The sequence below is a fragment of the Pseudomonas sp. 14A genome (assembly GCF_018132745.1).
Classification (GTDB): Bacteria; Pseudomonadota; Gammaproteobacteria; order Pseudomonadales; family Pseudomonadaceae; genus Aquipseudomonas; species Aquipseudomonas mercuritolerans.
This window is the reverse complement of record NZ_JAGRQJ010000017.1, coordinates 180,262-201,112: the sequence shown is the minus strand read 5'-3', so window position 1 is coordinate 201,112 and position 20,851 is coordinate 180,262. Positions and strand designations below refer to the sequence as shown.

17 protein-coding genes are annotated in these 20,851 nt (G+C 60.9%); 13 read left to right on the top strand and 4 right to left on the bottom strand.

The genetic code is table 11. From position 1 onward, the window contains the following. Positions 1-106: 106 nt before the first annotated feature. The 4 genes from PS14A_RS21955 to PS14A_RS21940 form a co-directional block, all read right to left on the bottom strand. On the bottom strand, positions 107-3,472 hold the full coding sequence (locus tag PS14A_RS21955) for a calcium-binding protein (RefSeq protein ID WP_349251724.1): 3,366 nt from the start codon (positions 3,470-3,472) through the stop codon (positions 107-109). Between the two features lie 183 nt (positions 3,473-3,655). Then, positions 3,656-5,320, bottom strand: coding sequence for a hypothetical protein (locus PS14A_RS21950; RefSeq protein ID WP_249121388.1), 1,665 nt, complete (start codon positions 5,318-5,320; stop codon positions 3,656-3,658). A gap of 566 nt (positions 5,321-5,886) precedes the next feature. Continuing rightward, positions 5,887-7,203, bottom strand: coding sequence for a bifunctional DedA family/phosphatase PAP2 family protein (locus PS14A_RS21945; protein WP_130912124.1), 1,317 nt, complete (start codon positions 7,201-7,203; stop codon positions 5,887-5,889). Positions 7,204-7,329: 126 nt separating this feature from the next. Then, positions 7,330-8,025, bottom strand: a complete 696-nt coding sequence (locus PS14A_RS21940) for a DNA-3-methyladenine glycosylase (protein ID WP_130912141.1) — start codon at positions 8,023-8,025, stop codon at positions 7,330-7,332. A 177-nt stretch (positions 8,026-8,202) separates the two neighbouring features. On the opposite strand from PS14A_RS21940, the gene PS14A_RS21935 reads away from it, so the two are divergent. From PS14A_RS21935 to PS14A_RS21875, 13 genes are all read left to right on the top strand, one after another. Then, on the top strand, positions 8,203-9,474 hold the full coding sequence (locus PS14A_RS21935; protein WP_212617216.1) for a glutamate-5-semialdehyde dehydrogenase: 1,272 nt from the start codon (positions 8,203-8,205) through the stop codon (positions 9,472-9,474). A gap of 1 nt (position 9,475) precedes the next feature. Then, the gene (gene nadD / locus PS14A_RS21930; RefSeq protein ID WP_016773023.1) at positions 9,476-10,165 is read left to right on the top strand and encodes a nicotinate-nucleotide adenylyltransferase; all 690 of its coding nucleotides are present in this window, start codon (positions 9,476-9,478) and stop codon (positions 10,163-10,165) included. 72 nt (positions 10,166-10,237) lie between these two features. After that, complete coding sequence (rsfS, locus tag PS14A_RS21925) at positions 10,238-10,732, top strand: ribosome silencing factor (protein WP_016773024.1); 495 nt, start codon at positions 10,238-10,240, stop codon at positions 10,730-10,732. Positions 10,733-10,741: 9 nt separating this feature from the next. After that, on the top strand, positions 10,742-11,209 hold the full coding sequence (gene rlmH / locus PS14A_RS21920) for a 23S rRNA (pseudouridine(1915)-N(3))-methyltransferase RlmH (protein WP_011063671.1): 468 nt from the start codon (positions 10,742-10,744) through the stop codon (positions 11,207-11,209). 10 nt (positions 11,210-11,219) lie between these two features. Further along, complete coding sequence (gene mrdA / locus PS14A_RS21915; RefSeq protein WP_071173699.1) at positions 11,220-13,115, top strand: penicillin-binding protein 2; 1,896 nt, start codon at positions 11,220-11,222, stop codon at positions 13,113-13,115. Between the two features lie 31 nt (positions 13,116-13,146). Beyond that, positions 13,147-14,250, top strand: coding sequence for a rod shape-determining protein RodA (gene rodA / locus PS14A_RS21910; RefSeq protein WP_051600793.1), 1,104 nt, complete (start codon positions 13,147-13,149; stop codon positions 14,248-14,250). A 17-nt stretch (positions 14,251-14,267) separates the two neighbouring features. Beyond that, positions 14,268-15,278, top strand: coding sequence for a lytic murein transglycosylase B (gene mltB, locus PS14A_RS21905; RefSeq protein ID WP_137215661.1), 1,011 nt, complete (start codon positions 14,268-14,270; stop codon positions 15,276-15,278). Continuing rightward, on the top strand, positions 15,278-16,288 hold the full coding sequence (locus PS14A_RS21900) for a septal ring lytic transglycosylase RlpA family protein (protein ID WP_016773027.1): 1,011 nt from the start codon (positions 15,278-15,280) through the stop codon (positions 16,286-16,288). The genes mltB and PS14A_RS21900 overlap by 1 nt, the downstream gene beginning before the upstream one ends. Positions 16,289-16,476: 188 nt before the next feature. Then, positions 16,477-17,634 (top strand): D-alanyl-D-alanine carboxypeptidase family protein, encoded by a 1,158-nt coding sequence (locus PS14A_RS21895; RefSeq protein WP_016773028.1) that lies wholly within the window; start codon positions 16,477-16,479, stop codon positions 17,632-17,634. 80 nt (positions 17,635-17,714) lie between these two features. Further along, positions 17,715-17,990, top strand: coding sequence for a DUF493 domain-containing protein (locus PS14A_RS21890; RefSeq protein ID WP_093098020.1), 276 nt, complete (start codon positions 17,715-17,717; stop codon positions 17,988-17,990). Further along, positions 17,990-18,637 carry a lipoyl(octanoyl) transferase LipB gene (lipB, locus tag PS14A_RS21885; protein ID WP_130912129.1) on the top strand — a complete coding sequence of 216 codons (648 nt, stop codon included), beginning with the start codon at positions 17,990-17,992 and terminating at the stop codon, positions 18,635-18,637. Before PS14A_RS21890 ends, lipB begins: the two co-directional genes overlap by 1 nt. Positions 18,638-18,662: 25 nt before the next feature. Further along, complete coding sequence (gene lipA / locus PS14A_RS21880; protein ID WP_160768663.1) at positions 18,663-19,661, top strand: lipoyl synthase; 999 nt, start codon at positions 18,663-18,665, stop codon at positions 19,659-19,661. Positions 19,662-19,793: 132 nt separating this feature from the next. Next, positions 19,794-20,759 carry an LD-carboxypeptidase gene (locus tag PS14A_RS21875; RefSeq protein WP_212617215.1) on the top strand — a complete coding sequence of 322 codons (966 nt, stop codon included), beginning with the start codon at positions 19,794-19,796 and terminating at the stop codon, positions 20,757-20,759. Positions 20,760-20,851 lie beyond the last annotated feature (92 nt).

Below are 20,851 nucleotides of genomic sequence, written 5' to 3'. Positions count from 1 at the left end.
AACTCCTTTTTTACGAGTCAGCCTTCAATGGCAGAGTTGTTCAGGTGCCAGTGGATAGTCGGATCTCCACTGGCAATTTGTTCACATCGCGCTGGCGCGGTCAGATTCAATGGCGGGCGATAAACAGGTCTTTGCGGTTCAAGCGTGTCTGTGGATCAGTCACCGAACTCCAGTAGTTGCTCACCGAGTTGTACACCAGCGTGCCCTGCGTGCCGGGCTGGTAACCGATGTGCGTCACGTAGACCCGTGCGGCCAGTTCGCTGCGTTGCCTGTGCTGTTCGATGCCGGCCAGCAGCGCCTCGACGCTGGCGTAGCTGCGGGCATCGATGACGTATAGCTGCAACATTTCGAATAACAGCGAGACTTCGTAGATATTGCCGGCCGACGTCACCACGCTGACGGACTCCACTGGCGTGTCGACTCCCATCTCCGGCAGTTCAACGGTGACGCTGGCGATGCGCAAGCGATTGCCGTCAAGCCGGATGTCCTCGCGTGTAACGGTCTCACCGAGCGTGCGAGTAAACAGATTCCAGGTGGACGCATTGGCGGTTTTCGCCGCGGCCCCCGGGGTGGACAGGCGCACGATGCAGTTGCTGGCCAGATAAACGTCGTACGTCGCGCTCTGGCCCTCGAGCAGATAGATTCCTGTGTGCGCACGCTGTTCGATGACCACCTTGCTCGCCTGTGCGGTCAATGCTGGTTTTTCACTGACCAAAGGCCGCGTGAACAGATATTTGCCATTGCGCTTTTTCAACCAGCTGCGTGTGCTGAACAGCCGCGTGCCGGGGTTTTGCGCGTCTTCTTCGTAGTCCAGCTCCGGCACTTGCAGGCGGTAGGAAACTTCATCCTGGAGAACCAGCACGATGTCCTGCGCCAGCAGGGGTGTGGTGACTTTCAGGCTGTTGCGGCCGCTGTATCCCGTCGCTGATGCAATGGTTTGAATCACGCCCTTGAACGCAACCACTTTGGACGGCAGCAGAATCGACAGGCAGATATTCGTGTAGATCAGGTGGGTATTGCCCGAAACTCCGTTACGCAACTCGACGTCATAGCTGATCACCGCGTCGATGATTTCACTGTCCCGGAAGTCGAGATAAACGGTGCGGGCCGTGGCAGGTGCGGTGCGCTCAGCGACGAATTCGACCCGACGGTCCGTGCGTGCAATGAAATATCGATTCAGGCCCTGGCTGTCGATGACTACCTTGCCGTCATTGATGATGGCCGGCGCCGCGGCCGGTCGACCGTTGACGGTCACGGCGACCTCGATGTCCTGACTCAGTGCTTCGCCTGGCTGGGCAGGCAGCAGCGCCAGCAGTTCATATTTGTCTTGTGTGCGGAACAACCATCGGGCGTTTTTCAGTTGGCGCTGGCCGTCGACCATCCGATAGACGTTGTCCAGCGTCAGCACATGTTCGGGTTCGCTGCCATCCTTGCCGCGCAGCGAACTGACGACCAGCGAAGTGCCAATGACCTGCCAGCGCTGAATGACTTCCCGCGGCCAGCCGAATTCGACCACGCTGGAGTGTTCGCCGTCCTCGATGATCGTTGTGCGCATATTGGAATTGGCGATGTAGTAGCTGTCCTCGCCGCTGCCTCCGTCCACCTGACACTCGGTGCCGAAGATGGCAATGATGTCGTTGCCGTCTCCTGCGCTGATGCGGTCGTAACCGTTGGCAGCAATCTGGTTGGCATCGGCGGTGCCCGTGACGCGGCTGGTGCCTTTGCGCAGGGTCGAGACGTTCTCGAACGAAGTCAGGTGCGCGACTTCGATTCCTTGCGCCGCTGGGTCCAGGCCGCGCAACGCCACCTTGCCGGTTTGCAGATTGATGTCATGCCCGATGTGGCGCGTGTCGCTGGTCGGGCGGCTGCCTTCGAACGCCACGGTGTCGGCGCCGGCACCGCCGTCGAGCACATTGATGTGCGCCGGTTTGCCTGGCCGGTCCAGTTCCTGCTCAGTGACTTCGTGATGGAACGCATCGTTCCTGTCGCCGCCGGTCAGCGCTTTGTGGCCGTCGCGGTAGGTGAACAGATTGGCCTGGGCCTTGACGCCGACGACGCGGTCATCGCCATCGCCCAGGCGCCAGAAAATGCCTTTGCCTTCGCCCGCGCTGCCGCTGACCTTGCCTTTGAGATCGGCAGGCAAGCCATCGCCGGCATCGATCACATCGTCTGCGCCAACGATGACGGCCTGGCTATCGAGTTTGAACGGCTTCTGTCCGACGCTTTCGTCCCAGACATAGCGCCACAGCTCGACGGATTGCAATTCGGTGCGAAAAGCGCCGTTGACCACGTGCTCGATGGAGTTCTTGTACGCGCCCTCGAGCAGGTCCCTGGCCGACTGTTCGAGCTGTTTTTCATGGTCGCGATAACCTTTGCTCAGCTTGAAGCGATCCATCACCTCCGTGTCCAGTTCCTGGCGGGTGAAAGCGAACCAGCCGGAGCGCAGGCGTTCGAGGCCGGTGAGTTCAATGTAGTCATCGATGTCGTCAACCACCCGCGCGGCCTGATAAATCATCGACCCGGCGATCAGCAGCGCCGCAGCGGCGAGCCCGACCGGGCCGGCGACACTGCCAAACCCGGCCAGCGCAGCGACGCCCAACACCAGACTGATGCCAGCGCCGGCCACGCTCAACGCGCCACTGACGTAGTGATCCTGCGCTTCTTTGCCCGACGCGGCAGCAGCAGCGTTGAACGATTTGACCGCATCAATGATGTCGAACGGCAGGGTGATCGCGCTGGCGAACATTCCTGCGCCGCGGCTCATGTATTTGCCCACCGAAGTCAGCGGGAAGTATTTGAAGAGGTTGCCTCCTTGAGTGAGCATCGCGTGGCCAGTCTTGGTCAGACCCTGCTCGATGACCAGCGAGCCGAGTTCGGCGGCAATGGAGCTGCCCTGGAACAGCGCTTCCAGTTTTTCACCCTTTTGCAGCGCATCGGCCATGGCCATATAACCGCTGTAGATGCCAAACCCCTGCAGGCCGACACCTGCACTGCTGGTCAGGTAACTTTTGTATTTGTTGATCCAGCCTGGCGCGTTTTCGAACGTATCGATCCGATGGATATCCAGCTTTTGCGCAGCCTTGCCCAGTTGATTCAGGCGATCGGTACTGCTGCCAGCCGCAATGGGCGAGTCGCTGACGAACATCGGCCCGGCGTCGATGGAGCGTTTGCAGGCGATCTCATAAAAGAGCATTGCCACCAGGCCGCTGTCCGGGACGTCGGCCGCCCTCAAGCGACTTTCGACTGCTGCCGCCTGGAAATTGAGCCCGTCGAGAAACTCTTGATCCGGGACCTTCATGTTGGCGTTTGTCGTGCTGATCAGTTGGCCGTTGACCGTTGCGCCCAGCGCCTGCAGTTCGACCCGACTGGCCATGTACTCGCCAATGCGCAGCGGGCCGAAGTGTTCGTCGAGGGATTGCAGCGTCTGGCTGTGCGAGGCGTCAGCGGGCTCGACGATGGAAGGTGAAGGCACGTGCTCGGGGTTGCCTGTTGCCGGTGCATACGCATTGGCTGAGGCATCAATGGGAGTGACTTGAAGCAGGCGCACATTGGAACTATGCGTCGAGGGTATGATGAGTTTCGCCACGTCTTGATCCTTGAATGGTGTGTATGAAGCTGCGGTTTCCTTACCGGTGTTGCGGGCAAACTGTTTGTTTCAGGGCCAGACGATGTCATGAGCGAATTCGTTTCTGTTGCCTGAAAGCCTGACTATGGGCAGGGCCGCTGCCTCGACCTGGTCGATCAATCGGTCATATTCGAACTGATTGGAGTGTCCGGCATGGGTCGCCGCTTTGATGCGTCCAGCGCTGTCTCCCGCCATGTCGTTGATGTCTGTCACCCTGGCGCCTTTGGTCTGGGCGCTGTTCAGCAGCCAGATACGCTCGGCACTCAGTCCGCTGCGGCTGACAGAGATCAGTCCCTCGAAATCGTCAGAGGGAAACCAGGTCGGCGGCGTTTTGCGGGCGCTGGCGTTGAACATCATGTTTTCTTCATGCGGGACGACTTCAAGGTTGCGGGTGTCGAGGGCGTAGATGAACATTTCCGTCTGCCGGGTGCGGCTGGACCGGTAATCGCGCTCGTGATCCCACGCCACGGGGCTGGACGGTTCAGACCAGCCGGAAGACGAACTGCTCGGCGAATCGCTGGCATCGCTGTCAGCACTTTCCGAGCTGCTGTCACTGGCATCACGCCCCGGATATTTGTGGGTCTGGCTGTTGAAGCGCAGGTATTCAGGATCCGGCGCGCTGGCATACATCTGGCCCTCATTGAGACTGAAGGTCGCGCTGATCGGCTTGTGCGTAGTGGCGCCGGGTTCATGGTGGTAGCGCGGCAGCATGGTGCCGTCGTTCGCCAATTCGAACGGGGTGCGCTCGTCACCGCGAAACAGCGCAGGAATGTCGGTGCGGTACAGGCAATTGTTCTTGTTGCGCAGGTAACCCAGTGACTTCAGCAGTGCTTCGCGTATTTCGGGGGTCAGACTGTTCTCGGCGTGATACCAGTCGTGGCGGGCATTGCGCTTGAGGTTGAGTTGTTCGACTGCATCCTTGGCGAACTGCTCGAATCGCTGCGGATTGTCGACGTCATCGAGCAAGCGCTGGTGAGCCTGGACCCAGGCCGGTATTGCCAGCCGGTTCTGCATGTCTTGCTGCAGACGCAGCAATTGGCTTGGCAGCAGGTTGAACGACTGCAGATAACGCTCACGCTCCTTGAAGGACATGGCCGGGTGCAGCCAGCGCAGGCTGTCGCGCAGCAGGTCGGTCACCGGGTTGCCCGTGGGCGATGGTTGCGCCCATTGGGGTGGCTGGCCGGTGGTGTGGGCATGCAGACGAAACCTCACGATGTCCTCGCCGTGCAGCCCGTACAGTTGCCAGATTTGCCTGTCGGTCCAGTGCACGAAGTGCGTCGGCTGTGCGTCAAAGCCGCCAGCGGGCGGGTCGACGCGCATGAAGTTGCCATACTCATCCGTGAGAGCGAACAGTGTCTGAGGTGCGCTTGATCCCCCGGACTCGCGCATTTCGAAATAACCCTGGTTGTCTGGCGAGCGCCCCGAGGGCCAGTAGCGGCTCTGGTCGATGGGCTGAGAGGGTGACTGCACGCGCGGTCGTTTTGCGGCAGGCTGTTCCGTCAGGCGCCAGGTCTGGCCCTCGGCATTTTTATACAGGCGCGGTCCGGAAGGGATGCGCTCGGTCAGCAGTTTGCTTCGCAGGGTGCCGGATTCATCGAGGCCGACATGAGTGGTGCGCAGCACGCCGTCGACATACACATCAACGAACTTGCGGTTGACGATCCAGCGAAAGCCTTCTGCGTCGGCGGGGTTCATGCCGCGCAAAAAAGCCTCGGAAAGCCAATAGTCATCTATCGATTTTTCACTCCCTCTATGGGCTGGCATGGGGGTGACTTCGACGGCGGGCAACCTTGGAGTTTCCCCGCTTGATTGCAGGCTGCCAGGACTGTTCGGCAATGTCTGTTGAAAAAAATCCGTGATGCGCGAAAACCCGGGGAGCGCAATGTCGGATCTGCGCGTCCCGGAAGTGCCTGTTTCAGAATGGCGCGTAGCCGTCACGGACGTTTTGCGCGGTAATTTTGGACTCATGATTTGACTCGAAACTGATAGCAACTATAAACATTGTCTGGTGAGATCAATGTTTGAGGATATGTAATCACGCTAATCAAGTTTATTAACCTGGCGTGTGCTTATCAGTATGAAAGGCGCTGGTGTATGAAGTTGGATTTATTATGTAACGCCAATTTTATATTCGTTTCAGCAGGAAAGTTAGCCGGCTTGCGAGTGCGCAAGTAATACAGGTGAATCCAATGGCGGCGCCGCTCTCTTCGAGTGTTTCCGAAGAGCGGCGCTTAATGGTTGATATCTGAAAAGTATTTGTTTCAATAAGCGTAACGCAACAATGTATGGGGCAAGTGGCGCAGTACAAAGAATCCGAACAGTGCAACCATCGATGGCAGGATCAGCCACCAGATCTTGAACGGCATCGCGTTGAGGGACGTCTGTCGTTGGCTCAACCACAGCATCGCGGCACAGACGCAACTGGCGAGCATGGCACCGGCGAGAATGTCGGTTGGCCAGTGCGCCCCCAGATAGACCCGTGACAAGGCAATTGCCAGTGCCGGGATGCAGGCAATCAGCAGCCAGGTCAGACGCATGCGTGGCGGCTGACCGCGACCAGCCAGTACACCCAGCGTCAGGAACAGGGCGAATGCGCCCGAGGCGTGACCGCTTGGCATGCTGTAGGTGGTCAATGGATCACTGAGCACTTCAGGGCGCACCCGGGCGAAGAAGTATTTGGTTCCGGTGTTGGCCATCGCGGTGACCATCATGGTCGCGCCGGCAAATATCGCCTGGCGCCACTGCTTGCACAGCAACAGCAATATGACAAGCAGGGCGCTGAACAGCAGCATGTTGCGGAACTCGCCGATCAGGGTCAGCGTCACGGCGATTTCGTCCAGCGCTGGCTGACGATGTTCCTGCACCAGAGTCATCACACCGTTGTCGAGCGCGGTCAGGTACGGGTAGCCGATGAACAGGCCAATCAGGATCAACAGGCTCATGCTGCCGATCCAGATCGTCGCGCGACGATGTCGGCGCACGCTGCTGTTGACGCTCAGGCCGACCATGACCGCGATGCTGGCCGCGACAATCCCGGCTTCGAGCCAGAAGCCTTCAGGCAATGGCAGGCGGAACGCTGCGCCCGTGGCCCAGCCCGGCAACAGGTAAGCCAGGCTCCAGCCGGCGGCGGCGAGCAGGCTGACGGCGAAGAAGCGCGGGAACGGCATGTCGCACATCCCGGCGACCATCGGCAGCATCGGCCGCAGCGGGCCGATGAAACGCCCGACCAGCAGGCTGGCGATGCCATAGCGCTGGAAGTACGACTCGGCGCCAGCCATCCATTCCGGATGATGGCGCAGGCCCGGCAGGCGGCGGATGTTCTGATGGAAATGCCGCCCCAGAAAGTACGAGATCAGGTCGCCGAGGATGCCGCCAAGAAAGCCCAGCAGCAGCGTTTCGCTCAGTGACAGCGCGCCGCTGCCGGCCAGTACCGCCACGGCAAACAGCAGCACCGTGCCTGGCACGATCAGCCCGGCAATCGCCAGGCACTCCACGCACGCCACGAGGAACACCGCTGCGGCCAGCCACTGTGGATTGGCGCCGAGCCATCCGGTGATGCTATCGAGCCATGGGCCCATACAGAAAAACTCCAGACTATTGATGATCCCGGTAGGAGCTGCCGCAGGCTGCGATCTTTTGATTCTGCTTTAAAAGAACAAGATCAAAAGATCGCAGCCTGCGGCAGCTCCTACAAGGGTAAGCATTTACAGCAACATATAATCCCGGCCTTCGACCTGACCCCGTCGCAGCGGGTTCCGCGTGCACCATTGCGCATACGCGGCGTCAACGAAGCGGTACATCAAGTGTTCATCACGGCCCAGCGGAATGCCCAGCCGGGTGGTTTGAATAATCTGCGAGGGCGGCGGCCCGGTGTCTTCGACCAGCAACAACTCATGGTCGAAACGCTTGGCATCCCACATCGGTACTTTCAAACCCAATGCCTTGCACAACAACGTCTGCCCGGCGCAGAGCTTCTGCGTCGGACGCGGTCGCCCCTGGGCATCGGGATTGTTCAGCAGCATTTGCGCCAGACTCGCCGGGCCGCTGACTTCGTCGACCCACGGATAGGCGGATTTGATCAAAACGGCATTGCCCGGACCTTGCGCGCTGAAGTTCAGCGAATCACCGCCACGGGCGTAGTACATATAGATGTGGCCGCCATCCAGAAACAAAGCCTTACGCTTTTCTGTGTAACCGAGCGAGGCATGACTGCCTTTTTCCGCGCAGTAATAGGCTTCGGTCTCGATGATTCGTGCGCTCAGCCACAGGTCGCCGACGCGATGGCGGATGACTTTGCCGAGCAGCGCCTGCGCCAGCACTTGTGCGTCGCGGTCGAAAAAACTGTCCGGCAGGCCCACGGGCAGGCGCGCGGACTCGGGGCAAAGGGGCACGTTGGTCATGATGGGCAAGGTTTATCCAGGCTCAAGAGGTCGTGATGATAACAACGCTGAGCTTAATTACGTCTGAACAAGAGGCAAACGCAGCTCATTTCGACCATCCGCCCGTCACCGCTGTTAGTCCCGGGACGCGGCAGCTATAATCTGCCGCTTTCCTCTTTGCCAAGACCCCAGCAGACCATGACTGAGTCCGTTCTTGACTACATGACCCGATTGGGTCGCGCCGCCCGCGCTGCCTCCAAGGTCATCGGTCGCGCCAGCACCGCGCAGAAAAACCGCGCCTTGCAGGCTGCCGCCAATGCTCTGGATGCTGCACGCGCCGAGCTGGCCGCAGCCAATGAGCTGGATCTGGCTGCCGGTCGCGCCAGCGGTCTTGAGCCGGCGCTGCTGGAACGTCTGGAACTGACCCCGGCACGCATCGACGGCATGATCGTCGGCTTGCGCCAGGTCGCTGCACTGGCGGATCCGGTCGGCGCGATCCGCGACATGAGCTTCCGTCCGTCGGGCATTCAGGTCGGCAAGATGCGTGTACCGCTGGGCGTGATCGGAATCATCTACGAATCCCGTCCGAACGTGACCATCGATGCCGCCAGCCTGTGCCTGAAGTCCGGCAACGCGACCATCCTGCGCGGTGGCTCCGAGGCGATTCATTCCAACCGCGCGATTGCCGCGTGCATTCAGCGCGGTCTGGCCGAGGCCGAACTGCCCGCCGCCGTGGTGCAAGTGGTCGAAACCACTGATCGTGCCGCGGTCGGCGCGCTGATCAGCATGCCTGAATACGTCGACGTCATCGTGCCCCGTGGTGGCCGTGGCCTGATCGAACGCATCAGCCGCGATGCCCGCGTGCCGGTGATCAAGCACCTGGACGGCATCTGCCACGTTTACGTCAGTGAACATGCCGATCTGGCCAAAGCCCAGCGCATCGCCTTCAACGCCAAGACTTACCGTTATGGCATCTGTGGCGCGATGGAAACTTTGCTGGTCGATCGAGCGATTGCCAGGGATTTCCTGCCGTCGATGGCCGCGCAGTTCCGCGACAAAGGTGTCGAGCTGCGTGGTTGCGAACGCACCCGGGCGATCATCGAGGCTGTAGCGGCCACCGAGGACGACTGGCACAGCGAGTACCTGGCGCCGATCCTGTCGATCCGCGTGGTCGACGGACTGGAGCAGGCAATCGAACACATCAATCATTACGGCTCCCATCACACCGACTCGATCGTCAGCGAAAACCTCGCCGACACCCGCCGGTTCGTGGCGGAAGTCGACTCGGCCTCGGTGATGATCAACACGCCGACCTGCTTTGCCGATGGATTTGAATACGGATTGGGTGCCGAGATCGGCATTTCTACTGATAAGCTGCACGCCCGCGGCCCGGTCGGGCTCGAGGGGCTGACCTGCGAGAAGTACATCGTGGTCGGCGATGGCCAGTTGCGCGGCCAGGCGACGGTCTGACTTGACCGACCTCGACCTGACAGCGCCGCACACGGGCAGCGAGTCGCGCCCGCAACGCATTGGCGTGCTGGGCGGTACGTTCGACCCGGTGCACATCGGCCATTTGCGTGGCGCGCTGGAAGTTGTCGAAGCGCTGGCGCTGGACGAGTTGCGCCTGATGCCGAATGCGCGGCCGCCACATCGCGGTACGCCGCAGGTGTCGGCGCAGGATCGGCTGGCGATGGTCGAGTGCGCGGTGGCCGGATTGCCGCCGCTGGTGGTGGACGCCCGCGAATTGCAGCGGGACAAACCGTCCTGGACCATCGATACCCTGGAGTCGCTGCGCGCAGAGATGCCCGCCGAGACCCAGGTTTTTCTGCTTTTGGGCTGGGACGCATTTTGCGGCCTGCCCACTTGGCACCGCTGGGAAGAGTTGCTCCAGCATTGCCACATCCTGGTGCTACAGCGCCCGGACGCCGACAGCGAACCGCCGGATGCCTTGCGCAACCTGCTGGCAGCGCGTTCGGTGAGCGACCCGCTGGCCCTGAAAGGGCCGAGCGGACAGATTGCATTCGTCTGGCAGACACCGCTCGCGGTTTCCGCCACCCAGATCCGTCAACTGCTGGCCAGCGGTAAGTCGGTACGTTTCCTGGTGCCCGACGCGGTCCTGGCCTACATCGATGCGCACGGTCTGTACCGTGCGTCGAACTGAACAAGGCGTGCTTCACCGATACGGATCACCGTATCCCCAAGCCGCCGAATACATGAGCAAAACGAGTTACATATGACTGATAAAGATCTACCGAAAGTAAAGCGCAAAGGCACGTTCAAGAGCGCACCACTGCCGGAAGCCGTCAACACCAACGAGCCGCTCAAGGGCGACGAACTGGTCAAGATTGCCGTCGCCGCGCTGGAAGACGTCAAGGCCCAGGACATCCAGATCATCGATGTGCGCGACAAGCAGAGCATCACTGACTACATGATCATCGCCACCGGTACCTCCAATCGCCAGATCAACGCGATGCTCGACAAGGTCCGCGAGGAAGTGAAAAAGCAGGGCGCCAAGCCGCTGGGCGAAGAAGGCAAGGGCGACAGCGACTGGGTACTGCTCGACCTCGATCTGGTGATCGTGCACATGATGACCGCCTCGGCGCGTCAGTTCTACGACCTGGAGCGTCTGTGGGCCGGTGCCGAGCAAAGCCGTGCGGCCGATGCCAAGCATCACAGCCCGGAAAACACCCACGAGCATTTCACCAAGCTCAACAAAGACCAGTTCTAAGGGATTGCTGTGCGACTGCGCCTGATCGCCGTCGGTTCACGCATGCCCAAGTGGGTGGAAGAAGGCTGGCATGAATATGCCAAGCGTCTTCCGTCCGAGCTGGCGCTGGAACTGGTGGAAATTCCGCTCAATACCCGCGGCAAGAATGCCGACGTGGCCCGTTTCATCCGCCAGGAAGGCGAAGCCATGCTGGCCAAGGTCGGGCACAACGAGCGGATCGTCACGCTGGAGGTTCACGGCAAGCCGTGGAGCACCGAGCAACTGGCGGTTGAGCTCGATCGCTGGCGCCTGGATTCGCGCACGGTCAACTTCATGGTCGGCGGCCCGGAAGGGCTGGCACCGGAAGTCTGTGCGCGCGCTGACCAGCGCTGGTCGTTGTCGCCGCTGACCTTGCCGCACCCGCTGGTGCGGATCCTGATCGGCGAACAGTTGTACCGTGCCTGGACCGTGTTGTCCGGCCACCCTTACCACAAGTAAGCCTGCCCTCATGTCTCAGCCGATCCGCATCAAGGACCACGAAAAGGACGCCCGTCTGGTGCGCAGCCGTGTCGTGTTCGGTGCGATCGTGATCGTGGCGCTGATCTGTGTGTTGATCGCGCGTCTGTATTACCTGCAGGTGATCCAGTACGAGTACCACTCGACCCTGTCGGAAAACAACCGCGTCCATGTGCAGCCGATTCCGCCAACGCGCGGGCTGATTTTCGACCGCAACGGCGTGGTCGTGGCCGACAACCGGCCGAGCTTCAGTCTGAGCATGACCCGCGAGCGCTCCGGCGACTGGCAGCAAGTGCTCGACGTTATCGTCGAGGTGCTGGAGCTGACGCCCGAGGACCGGGTGATCTTCGAGAAACGCATGCGGCAGGGGCGCCGGCCGTTCGAGCCGGTGCCGATCCTGTTCGAACTGACCGAAGAGCAGATCGCCCGCATCGCGGTGAATCAGTTCCGCCTGCCCGGGGTGGAAGTGGTCGCGCAACTGGTCCGGCATTACCCGCAGGGCGCGCATTTTGCGCACTCGGTGGGCTACATGGGGCGGATCAACGAGAAAGAGCTGAAGTCGCTGGATCCGGTCAACTACAGCGGCACCCACCACATCGGCAAGACCGGCATCGAGCGTTTCTACGAGCCGGAATTGCACGGTCAGGTCGGTTACGAGGAAGTCGAGACCAACGCCCGTGGCCGCGTGTTGCGGGTGCTCAAGCGCACCGATCCGATTCCCGGCAAGGACATCGTCCTGAGCCTCGACATCAAGTTGCAGGAAGCCGCCGAGGCCGCGCTGGGTGGGCGTCGTGGCGCGGTGGTGGCGCTTGATCCGAAAACCGGCGAAGTGCTGGCGATGGTCAGTCAGCCGAGTTTCGACCCGAACCTGTTCGTCACCGGCATCAGCTTCAAGGCCTACGCCGAGTTGCGTGATTCCATCGACCGGCCGCTGTTCAACCGCGTGCTGCGCGGTCTGTACCCGCCGGGCTCGACGATCAAACCGGCGGTAGCGATTGCCGGTCTCGACGCCGGCGTGGTCACGGCTTCGAGCCGGGTGTTCGATCCGGGCTATTACATGCTGCCCAACTACGACCACAAGTACCGCAACTGGAACCGCACCGGTGACGGCTTCGTCGACCTCGACACGGCGATCATGCGTTCCAATGACACCTACTTCTATGACCTGGCGCACAAGCTCGGCATTGATCGGCTGTCGACCTACATGAACAAGTTCGGCATCGGCCAGAAGGTCTCACTGGACATGTTCGAAGAGTCCCCGGGCCTGATGCCGTCCCGCGAATGGAAACGGGCGACGCGCAAGCAGGCGTGGTTCCCCGGTGAGACCCTGATTCTCGGGATCGGCCAGGGCTATATGCAATCGACGCCGCTGCAATTGGCCCAGGCCACGGCGCTGGTGGCCAACAAAGGCATCTGGAATCGTCCGCACCTGGCCAAGTCCCTCGACGGGGTCAAGCCGGTGGATGAAAACCCGATGCCGAACATCGTCCTGCGCGACCCGTCCGACTGGAACAAGGTCAACCACGGCATGCAGCAGGTGATGCACGGTGCCCGTGGTACCGCGCGCAAAGCGGCGATCGGCGCGCAATATCGCATCGCCGGCAAGTCCGGTACCGCGCAGGTGGTGGCGATCAAGCAGGGCGAGAAATACGACCGCTCCAAGGTCCAGGAACGCCACCGCGACCACGCCCTGTTCGTCGGCTTCGCCCCGGCCGATGATCCGAAAATCGTCGTGTCGGTGATGGTCGAGAACGGTGAATCCGGCTCCGGCGTTGCCGCGCCGGTGGTGCGTCAGGTCATGGATGCCTGGTTGCTCGACCAGGACGGCCACCTGAAAGCCGAGTACGCCAGCCCAATCACTGCGGAGGCCCCGGCCCGTGATGAATAATTTCGATCGCATGCTCTCCAGCGAGGATGTGATGCGTCGCCGCGCGACGTTGCTGCAAAGACTGCATATCGATGGCCCGCTGTTGATCCTGTTGCTGATCCTCGCCGCCGGCAGCCTGTTCGTGCTGTATTCGGCCAGCGGCAAGAGCTGGGATCTGCTCGGCAAGCAGGCCACATCCTTCGGCATCGGCCTGGTGGCGATGATTGTCATCGCCCAGTTCGAGCCGCGTTTCATGGCCCGCTGGGTGCCGCTCGGTTACGTGATCGGCGTGGTCTTGCTGATTGTCGTCGACATCATGGGCCACAACGCCATGGGCGCCACGCGCTGGATCAACATCCCCGGGGTGATCCGCTTCCAGCCCTCGGAATTCATGAAGATCCTGATGCCGGCGACCATCGCCTGGTATCTGTCCAAACGCACCTTGCCGCCGCAGCTCAAGCACGTCGGCATCAGCCTGATGCTGATTGGCGTGCCGTTCATTCTGATCGTGCGCCAGCCCGATCTCGGTACCTCGTTGCTGATTCTCGCCGGTGGCGCCTTCGTGCTGTTCATGGGCGGCCTGCGCTGGCGCTGGATTCTCAGCGTGCTGGCGGCGGCGGTGCCGGTATCGGTGGCGATGTGGTTCTTCGTCATGCACGACTATCAGAAGCAACGGGTCCTGACTTTCCTCGACCCGGAAAGCGATCCGCTCGGTACCGGCTGGAACATCATTCAGTCCAAAGCCGCGATCGGTTCCGGTGGCGTATTCGGCAAAGGCTGGCTGCTCGGCACCCAGTCACACCTGGACTTTCTCCCGGAAAGCCACACCGACTTCATCATTGCTGTGCTTGGTGAAGAATTCGGTCTGGTGGGGATTTGCGCGCTGCTGCTGATCTATCTGTTGTTGATCGGTCGCGGGCTGGTGATCACCGCCCAGGCGCAAACGCTGTTCGGCAAATTGCTCGCCGGTGCGTTGACCATGACTTTTTTTGTTTACGTTTTCGTCAACATCGGTATGGTCAGTGGCCTGTTGCCGGTCGTGGGGGTGCCGTTGCCGTTCATTAGCTACGGAGGAACTTCGCTGGTGACGCTGCTGTCAGCGTTTGGGGTTTTGATGTCGATCCATACCCATCGCAAGTGGATCGCACAGGTTTGAATAAGGTGAAGAGTGCAATGCAAGTAATGCGTGGCTGGGCGACTCGATGCGCGCCGCTGGTTGGCCTGATGGGCCTGCTGGGGAGCGTGCAGGAAGCGCTGGCCGGCGACTATGAAGGCTCGCCGCAGGTGGCCGAATTCGTCGGCGAAATGACCCGCGACTACGGTTTCGCCGGTGAACAACTGATGGGTGTGTTCCGCGAGGCGCAACGCAAGCAGTCGATTCTCGACGCCATCTCCAAACCCGCCGAACGGGTCAAGCAGTGGAATGAATATCGCCCGATGTTCATCACTGACGCGCGCATCGCCCGGGGTGTCGATTTCTGGCGTCAGCACGAGGCGACCCTGGCCCGTGCCGAGCAGGAATACGGCGTGCCGGCACAGGTCATCGTGTCGATCATCGGCGTCGAGACCTTTTTCGGACGTAATACCGGCAATTTCCGCGTGATCGATGCTTTATCGACCCTCGGCTTCGACTATCCTCCCCGTGCCGAATTTTTCCGCAAGGAACTGCGTGAGTTCCTCCTGCTGGCCCGTGAAGAGCAGGTCGACCCGCTGACCCTGAAAGGCTCGTACGCCGGGGCCATGGGCCTGCCGCAGTTCATGCCGAGCAGCTTTCGTGCCTACGCGGTGGATTTCGACGGTGACGGCCACATCAATATCTGGAACAACCCGGACGATGCCATTGGCAGCGTCGCCAGCTACTTCAAGCGTCACGGCTGGGTCGCCGGTGAGCCGGTGGTCAGCCGCGCCGATGTGCGCGGCGAGCAGGTCGATGAAGGCCTGACCACCGGTATCGAACCGGTGAAGACGGTCGCAGAGTTGCGGGCGCTGGGCTGGTCAAGTCATGATGCGCTGCGCGATGATATGCCGGTTACCGCATTTCGCCTCGAAGGCGACAACGGCCCTGAATACTGGATGGGCCTGCAGAATTTCTACGCGATCACGCGTTATAACCGCAGCGTGATGTACGCCATGGCCGTACATCAACTGTCTGAACAGCTGGTACAAGCACGGGGCGTCAAGTAATGCAGGCATTGCCTAACAATAAACCCCTGAAGCTGGTGGCTTTCGCTGCGTTGGCAGTCCTGGTCGCCAGTTGCACGACCAGCCGTACGCCGACGCAGAAAACCCCGTCCACCGCTGTCCGCGCCCAACCGGGCCTGGACATCAACCGCGCGCACAAAGACGGCGCGCCGTGGTGGGATGTCGATGTTTCGCGCATCCCGGATGCGACGCCGACCCTGCACACCGGCCCGTACAAGGCCAATCCGTACACCGTGCTGGGCAAGACCTATTTTCCGTTGCAGGAATCCAAGACCTACGTGGCTTCGGGCACGGCGTCCTGGTACGGCACCAAGTTCCATGGCCAGAACACCGCCAACGGCGAAGTGTATGACCTGTACGGCATGAGTGCCGCGCACAAGACCTTGCCGCTGCCAAGTTACGTCCGGGTGACCAACCTGGACAACAACAAGACCGTGATCCTGCGCGTCAACGACCGTGGGCCGTTCTACTCCGATCGCATCATCGACTTGTCCTACGCAGCGGCGAAGAAGCTCGGCTATGCCGAAACCGGCACCGCGCGGGTCAAGGTCGAAGGCATCGATCCGCAGCAGTGGTGGGCGGCCAAGGGCCGTCCGGCGCCGCTGATGCTCAACGAGCCGCAAGTGGCGCAGAATAGCGCGCCAGTGATTACGGCTTCGGCCGGCACCGTCGAGCAATGGACACCGCCGCCGCAGCAACACGCCGCGGCCGTGGTGCCCGTGCAGATCGATGCAAAAAAAAACGCTTCTGCACCAGCGTCTGGCCAGTATCTGCAGGTGGGCGCGTTCGCCAACCCGGACGCTGCCGAACTGCTGAGATCGAAGCTCAGCGGGATGGTGAGCGCGCCAGTGTTCATCAGCTCGATCGTGCGCAATCAGCAGACCCTGCACCGGGTACGCCTGGGGCCGATCGGCTCGCCGGGTGAAATTGCCCAGGTGCAGAACAGTGTGCGTCTGGCCAATCTGGGTTCGCCCAGCGTGGTCACCGAGTAATACGTAGACCTTGATTGACGGTTCACTTGCGGTATACGGGGGGTGAACCAGGTTGTTGGCTCGTCGAAGAACAAAAGCCCGGCAAGGGTGACTGGAGTGAGCAACTGAACACGCGATGGCTCGTCAGAAAGCCATCTGATTAAATTTTGTCCGCAAGGACAGTTTCCATTAGCGATTTCGAGAGACGGATGAACATCACCACCTTTGCCAAACGCCTGTGTCTGCTAGTCCCGCTGCTCCTCTCGCCAGCCGCCTTTGCGGCCGAGATGATGCCGTCGCCACCACAACTGGCCGCCAAGGCCTACGTTCTGATGGATGCCAGCAGCGGCAACGTGCTGGTCGAAAACAACGGCGACCAGCGTCTGCCACCGGCCAGCCTGACCAAGCTGATGACCGCGTACATCGCGACCCTGGAAATCCGTCGCGGTCAGATCGGTGAAAACGACCCGGTGACCGTCAGCGAAAACGCCTGGCGCACCGGCGGTTCGCGGATGTTCATCAAGGTCGGCTCGCAAGTGACTGTCAGCGACCTGCTGCACGGCATCATCATCCAGTCCGGTAACGACGCCAGCGTCGCCCTGGCCGAGCACATCGCCGGCAGCGAAGACGCGTTCGCCGACCTGATGAACAAGACCGTCACCGAACTGGGCATGACCAATACCCACTTCATGAACCCGACCGGTCTGCCGAACCCTGAGCACTATTCGTCCGCTCACGACATGGCGATCCTCGCTCGCGCGATCATCCACGAAGACCCGGCTCACTATGCGATCTACTCGCAGAAAGAGTTCTTCTGGAACGGCATCAAGCAGCCTAACCGCAACCTGCTGCTGTGGCGCGACAAGACCGTTGACGGTCTGAAAACCGGTCACACCGATGAAGCCGGCTACTGCATGGTGTCCTCGGCGGTACGTGACGGCCAGCGCCTGATCGCCGTGGTGTTCGGCACCAACAGCGAAGTGGCCCGTGCCGCAGAAACCCAGAAGCTGCTGACCTACGGTTTCCGCTTCTTCGAAACCCAGACCTTCTACCAGAAGGGCACTGAACTGGCGCAGGCGCCGGTATGGAAAGGCACCACCAGCCAGGTCAAGGCCGGCCTGGCGCAAGACCTGACCATGACTCTGCCGAAAGGCCAGCTGAAGAAACTCGCAGCCAGCATGACCATGAACCCGCAACTGGTTGCGCCAATCGCCAAGGGCGACGTGATCGGTAAAGTCGAAGTCAAACTGGAAGACAAGGTAGTGCACAGCGCCGACCTGATCGCTCTGGATGGCGTCGAGGAGGGTGGTATCTTCCGCCGCATGTGGGATAGCATCCGTCTATTCTTCTACGGCTTGTTCAACTGATTTTGTGTTGACCTGCATGGCCCCGCCCCGATCCGGTGCGGGGCCATGTGCGTTACCACGGCTTAAGAGGCCGTTACGCCATGACCGATACCGAAGTAAAGGCGCCAAAGATCGAATTTCCTGTCACGGATTATCCCGTCAAGGTGATCAGCGATACGGGCGTCGGCCGCAAAGACCAGATCATCGAGATCGTCAAGAAACACGCGACCATCAATGACGAGCGCATCGACGAGCGTCAGAGCAGCACCGGCAAGTACACCACCATCCAGCTGCACATCGTCGCCACCGATCAGGATCAGCTGTACAACATCAACAGCGAACTGCGGGCGACCGGCTTCGTGCACATGGTGTTGTGATGCACGGCACGCTGGGCTTTCGCGAGCTGGGCCAGATGGCTTACGAGCCGGTCTGGCATGCCATGCAACGTTTCACCAATGAGCGCGGGACTGCTGCCGACGACGAAATCTGGCTTGTCGAACACCCGCCGGTGTTCACTCAGGGCCAGGCCGGCAAGGCAGAACACCTGTTGCTGCCGGGAGATATTCCGGTGGTGCAGGTCGATCGTGGCGGCCAAGTGACTTATCATGGCCCCGGGCAACTGGTGGCTTATTTGCTACTGGATGTGCGCAAGCTGGGTTTCGGCGTGCGCGATCTGGTCAGCCGCATGGAGGCCTGCCTGATCGAACTGCTGGCCAGCTACGGCGTTACCGCCGCCGCCAAGCCAGATGCTCCCGGCGTGTATGTCGATGGAGCGAAAATCGCTTCTCTGGGTTTGCGCATTCGCCACGGTTGTTCCTTTCATGGCCTGGCCCTGAACGTGGATATGAACCTGGAACCGTTTCGACGGATTAATCCCTGCGGCTACGCCGGGCTGGCCATGACCCAGCTGAGCGATCACGCAGGATCGATTGAATTTGCCGAGGTAAGTGCCCGGCTGCGCGCGCAGCTCGTCAAACACCTCGACTATGCTGAGCAGACGACCCTCACGGGCGGAATCGACTGATATGACTACTGATGCAGTGCAAACCATGATCCCGACGCTCGACGTGACCGAGCGCCCGGCCCCGCGTCCCAAGGTTGAAGCCGGCGTCAAGCTGCGCGGCGCCGAGAAGGTTGCACGCATCCCGGTCAAGATCATCCCGACCACCGAACTGCCGAAGAAACCCGACTGGATCCGCGTGCGCATCCCGGTTTCGCCGGAAGTCGACCGCATCAAGAGCCTGCTGCGCAAGCACAAGCTGCACAGTGTCTGCGAAGAAGCGTCCTGCCCGAACCTCGGCGAATGCTTCTCCGGCGGCACCGCAACCTTCATGATCATGGGCGACATCTGCACCCGCCGCTGCCCGTTCTGCGACGTTGGCCACGGTCGTCCGAAGCCACTGGACGTCAACGAGCCGGAAAGCCTGGCTATCGCCATCGCCGACCTCAAGCTCAAATACGTGGTGATCACTTCGGTGGACCGCGACGACCTGCGTGACGGCGGTGCCCAGCACTTTGCCGACTGCATCCGCGAAATCCGCAAACTGTCGCCGAACGTTCAGCTCGAGACCCTGGTCCCGGACTACCGTGGCCGCATGGACATCGCTCTGGAAATCACCGCCGCCGAGCCGCCGGATGTGTTCAACCACAACCTGGAAACCGTGCCGCGCCTGTACAAGGCTGCGCGTCCGGGCTCGGATTACCAGTGGTCGCTGACCCTGCTGCAACGCTTCAAGCAGATGATGCCGCACATTCCGACCAAGTCCGGCCTGATGCTGGGCCTGGGCGAGACCGACGAGGAAGTCATCGAAGTCATGAAGCGCATGCGCGAACACGACATCGACATGCTGACTCTCGGCCAGTACCTGCAACCGTCGCGCAGTCACTTGCCGGTGCAGCGTTTCGTGCACCCGGACACCTTCGCCTGGTTCGCCGAAGAAGGTTACAAGATGGGCTTCAAGAACGTTGCTTCCGGTCCATTGGTACGCTCCTCGTACCACGCCGACGAGCAGGCGAAGCTGGTCAAGGCCGAGCTGCTGGGTTCCTGATTCACTGCTGATGTAAAAATGCCCGCCGAGGACGGTTCCTCGGCGGGCATTTTTTTGCCTGAGACAAGGGGCTTTTGTTTGTCTCTTCAGCTGACTACTGTGTGTGCATGACTTTACCGCTGGAGCCCAAGGATGACCGTTCGACCGAGCCACACCCTGATTGCCCACCGAGCCGTACCGGCGCTGCCCTCCGAAGGGACGATCGGCGTCATCGCGCCTGCCGGTCCCGGCGCCCTCGACACTGAAAAAGCGCTGCAATGGATGCGCGCGCGCGGCTATGGGCTGAAGGTGTTTCCGGGTGTCTATGAGAAGGACGGCTATCTGGCTGGCAGTGACGACGTACGCCTGCGCGATCTGCATGCAGCGTTCGCTGATCCCGAAGTCGACGCGATCATTTGCCTGCGCGGCGGCTACGGCACGCCGCGTCTGCTCGACCGAATCGATTACGACCTGCTCAGCCGTCACGCCAAACCCTTTGTCGGCTATAGCGACATTACTGCGCTCCACCTGGCCATCAGTCGCTACGCCGGGTTTGTGACCTTTCACGGGCCGCTGCTCAATGCCGACCTGCTGGGCGACAAAGAGCCGCCGACCGTCACTTCATTCTTCGCCATGCTGCGCGGGCAATTGAAAGCGGGCAGTGTGCTCAGCCATCCGGCGGCTTATCCGTTATCAACCGTCGAACCGGGCATCGCTCACGGGCGTTTGCTCGGCGGCAACCTGGCGATGATTGCTGCAACCCTCGGCACGCCCTACGAGATTGATGTCGAAGGGGGGATTCTGTTCATCGAGGACATCAACGAGCCGCTGTATCGCATTGATCGGCTGCTGACCCAGATGCGTCTGGCCGGCAAGCTGGCCCGACTGCGCGGTGTGCTGGTCGGTGATATCGCCGGAGTGGAGGTCGACGCGCTGAATCGCTTGCTCAAGCAAACCTTTGAGTCGTTGCGGATTCCGGTTTTGTCGGGTTGGCGCAGTGGCCATTGCGACCCGAACCTGACACTGCCGTTGGGCGCGCTGGTGCGCCTGGATGCGGGAAAGCAGGAGTTGCTGCTGGAGCAGGATGTGGTCATCAAGGCTGAAACGGTTATTGCCTGACAGTCAGTCTTCGCGAGCAGGCTCGCTCCCACATTGGAATACGCTCAACTGTGGGAGCGAGCCTGCTCGCGAAAGCGATATCCGCCATACGG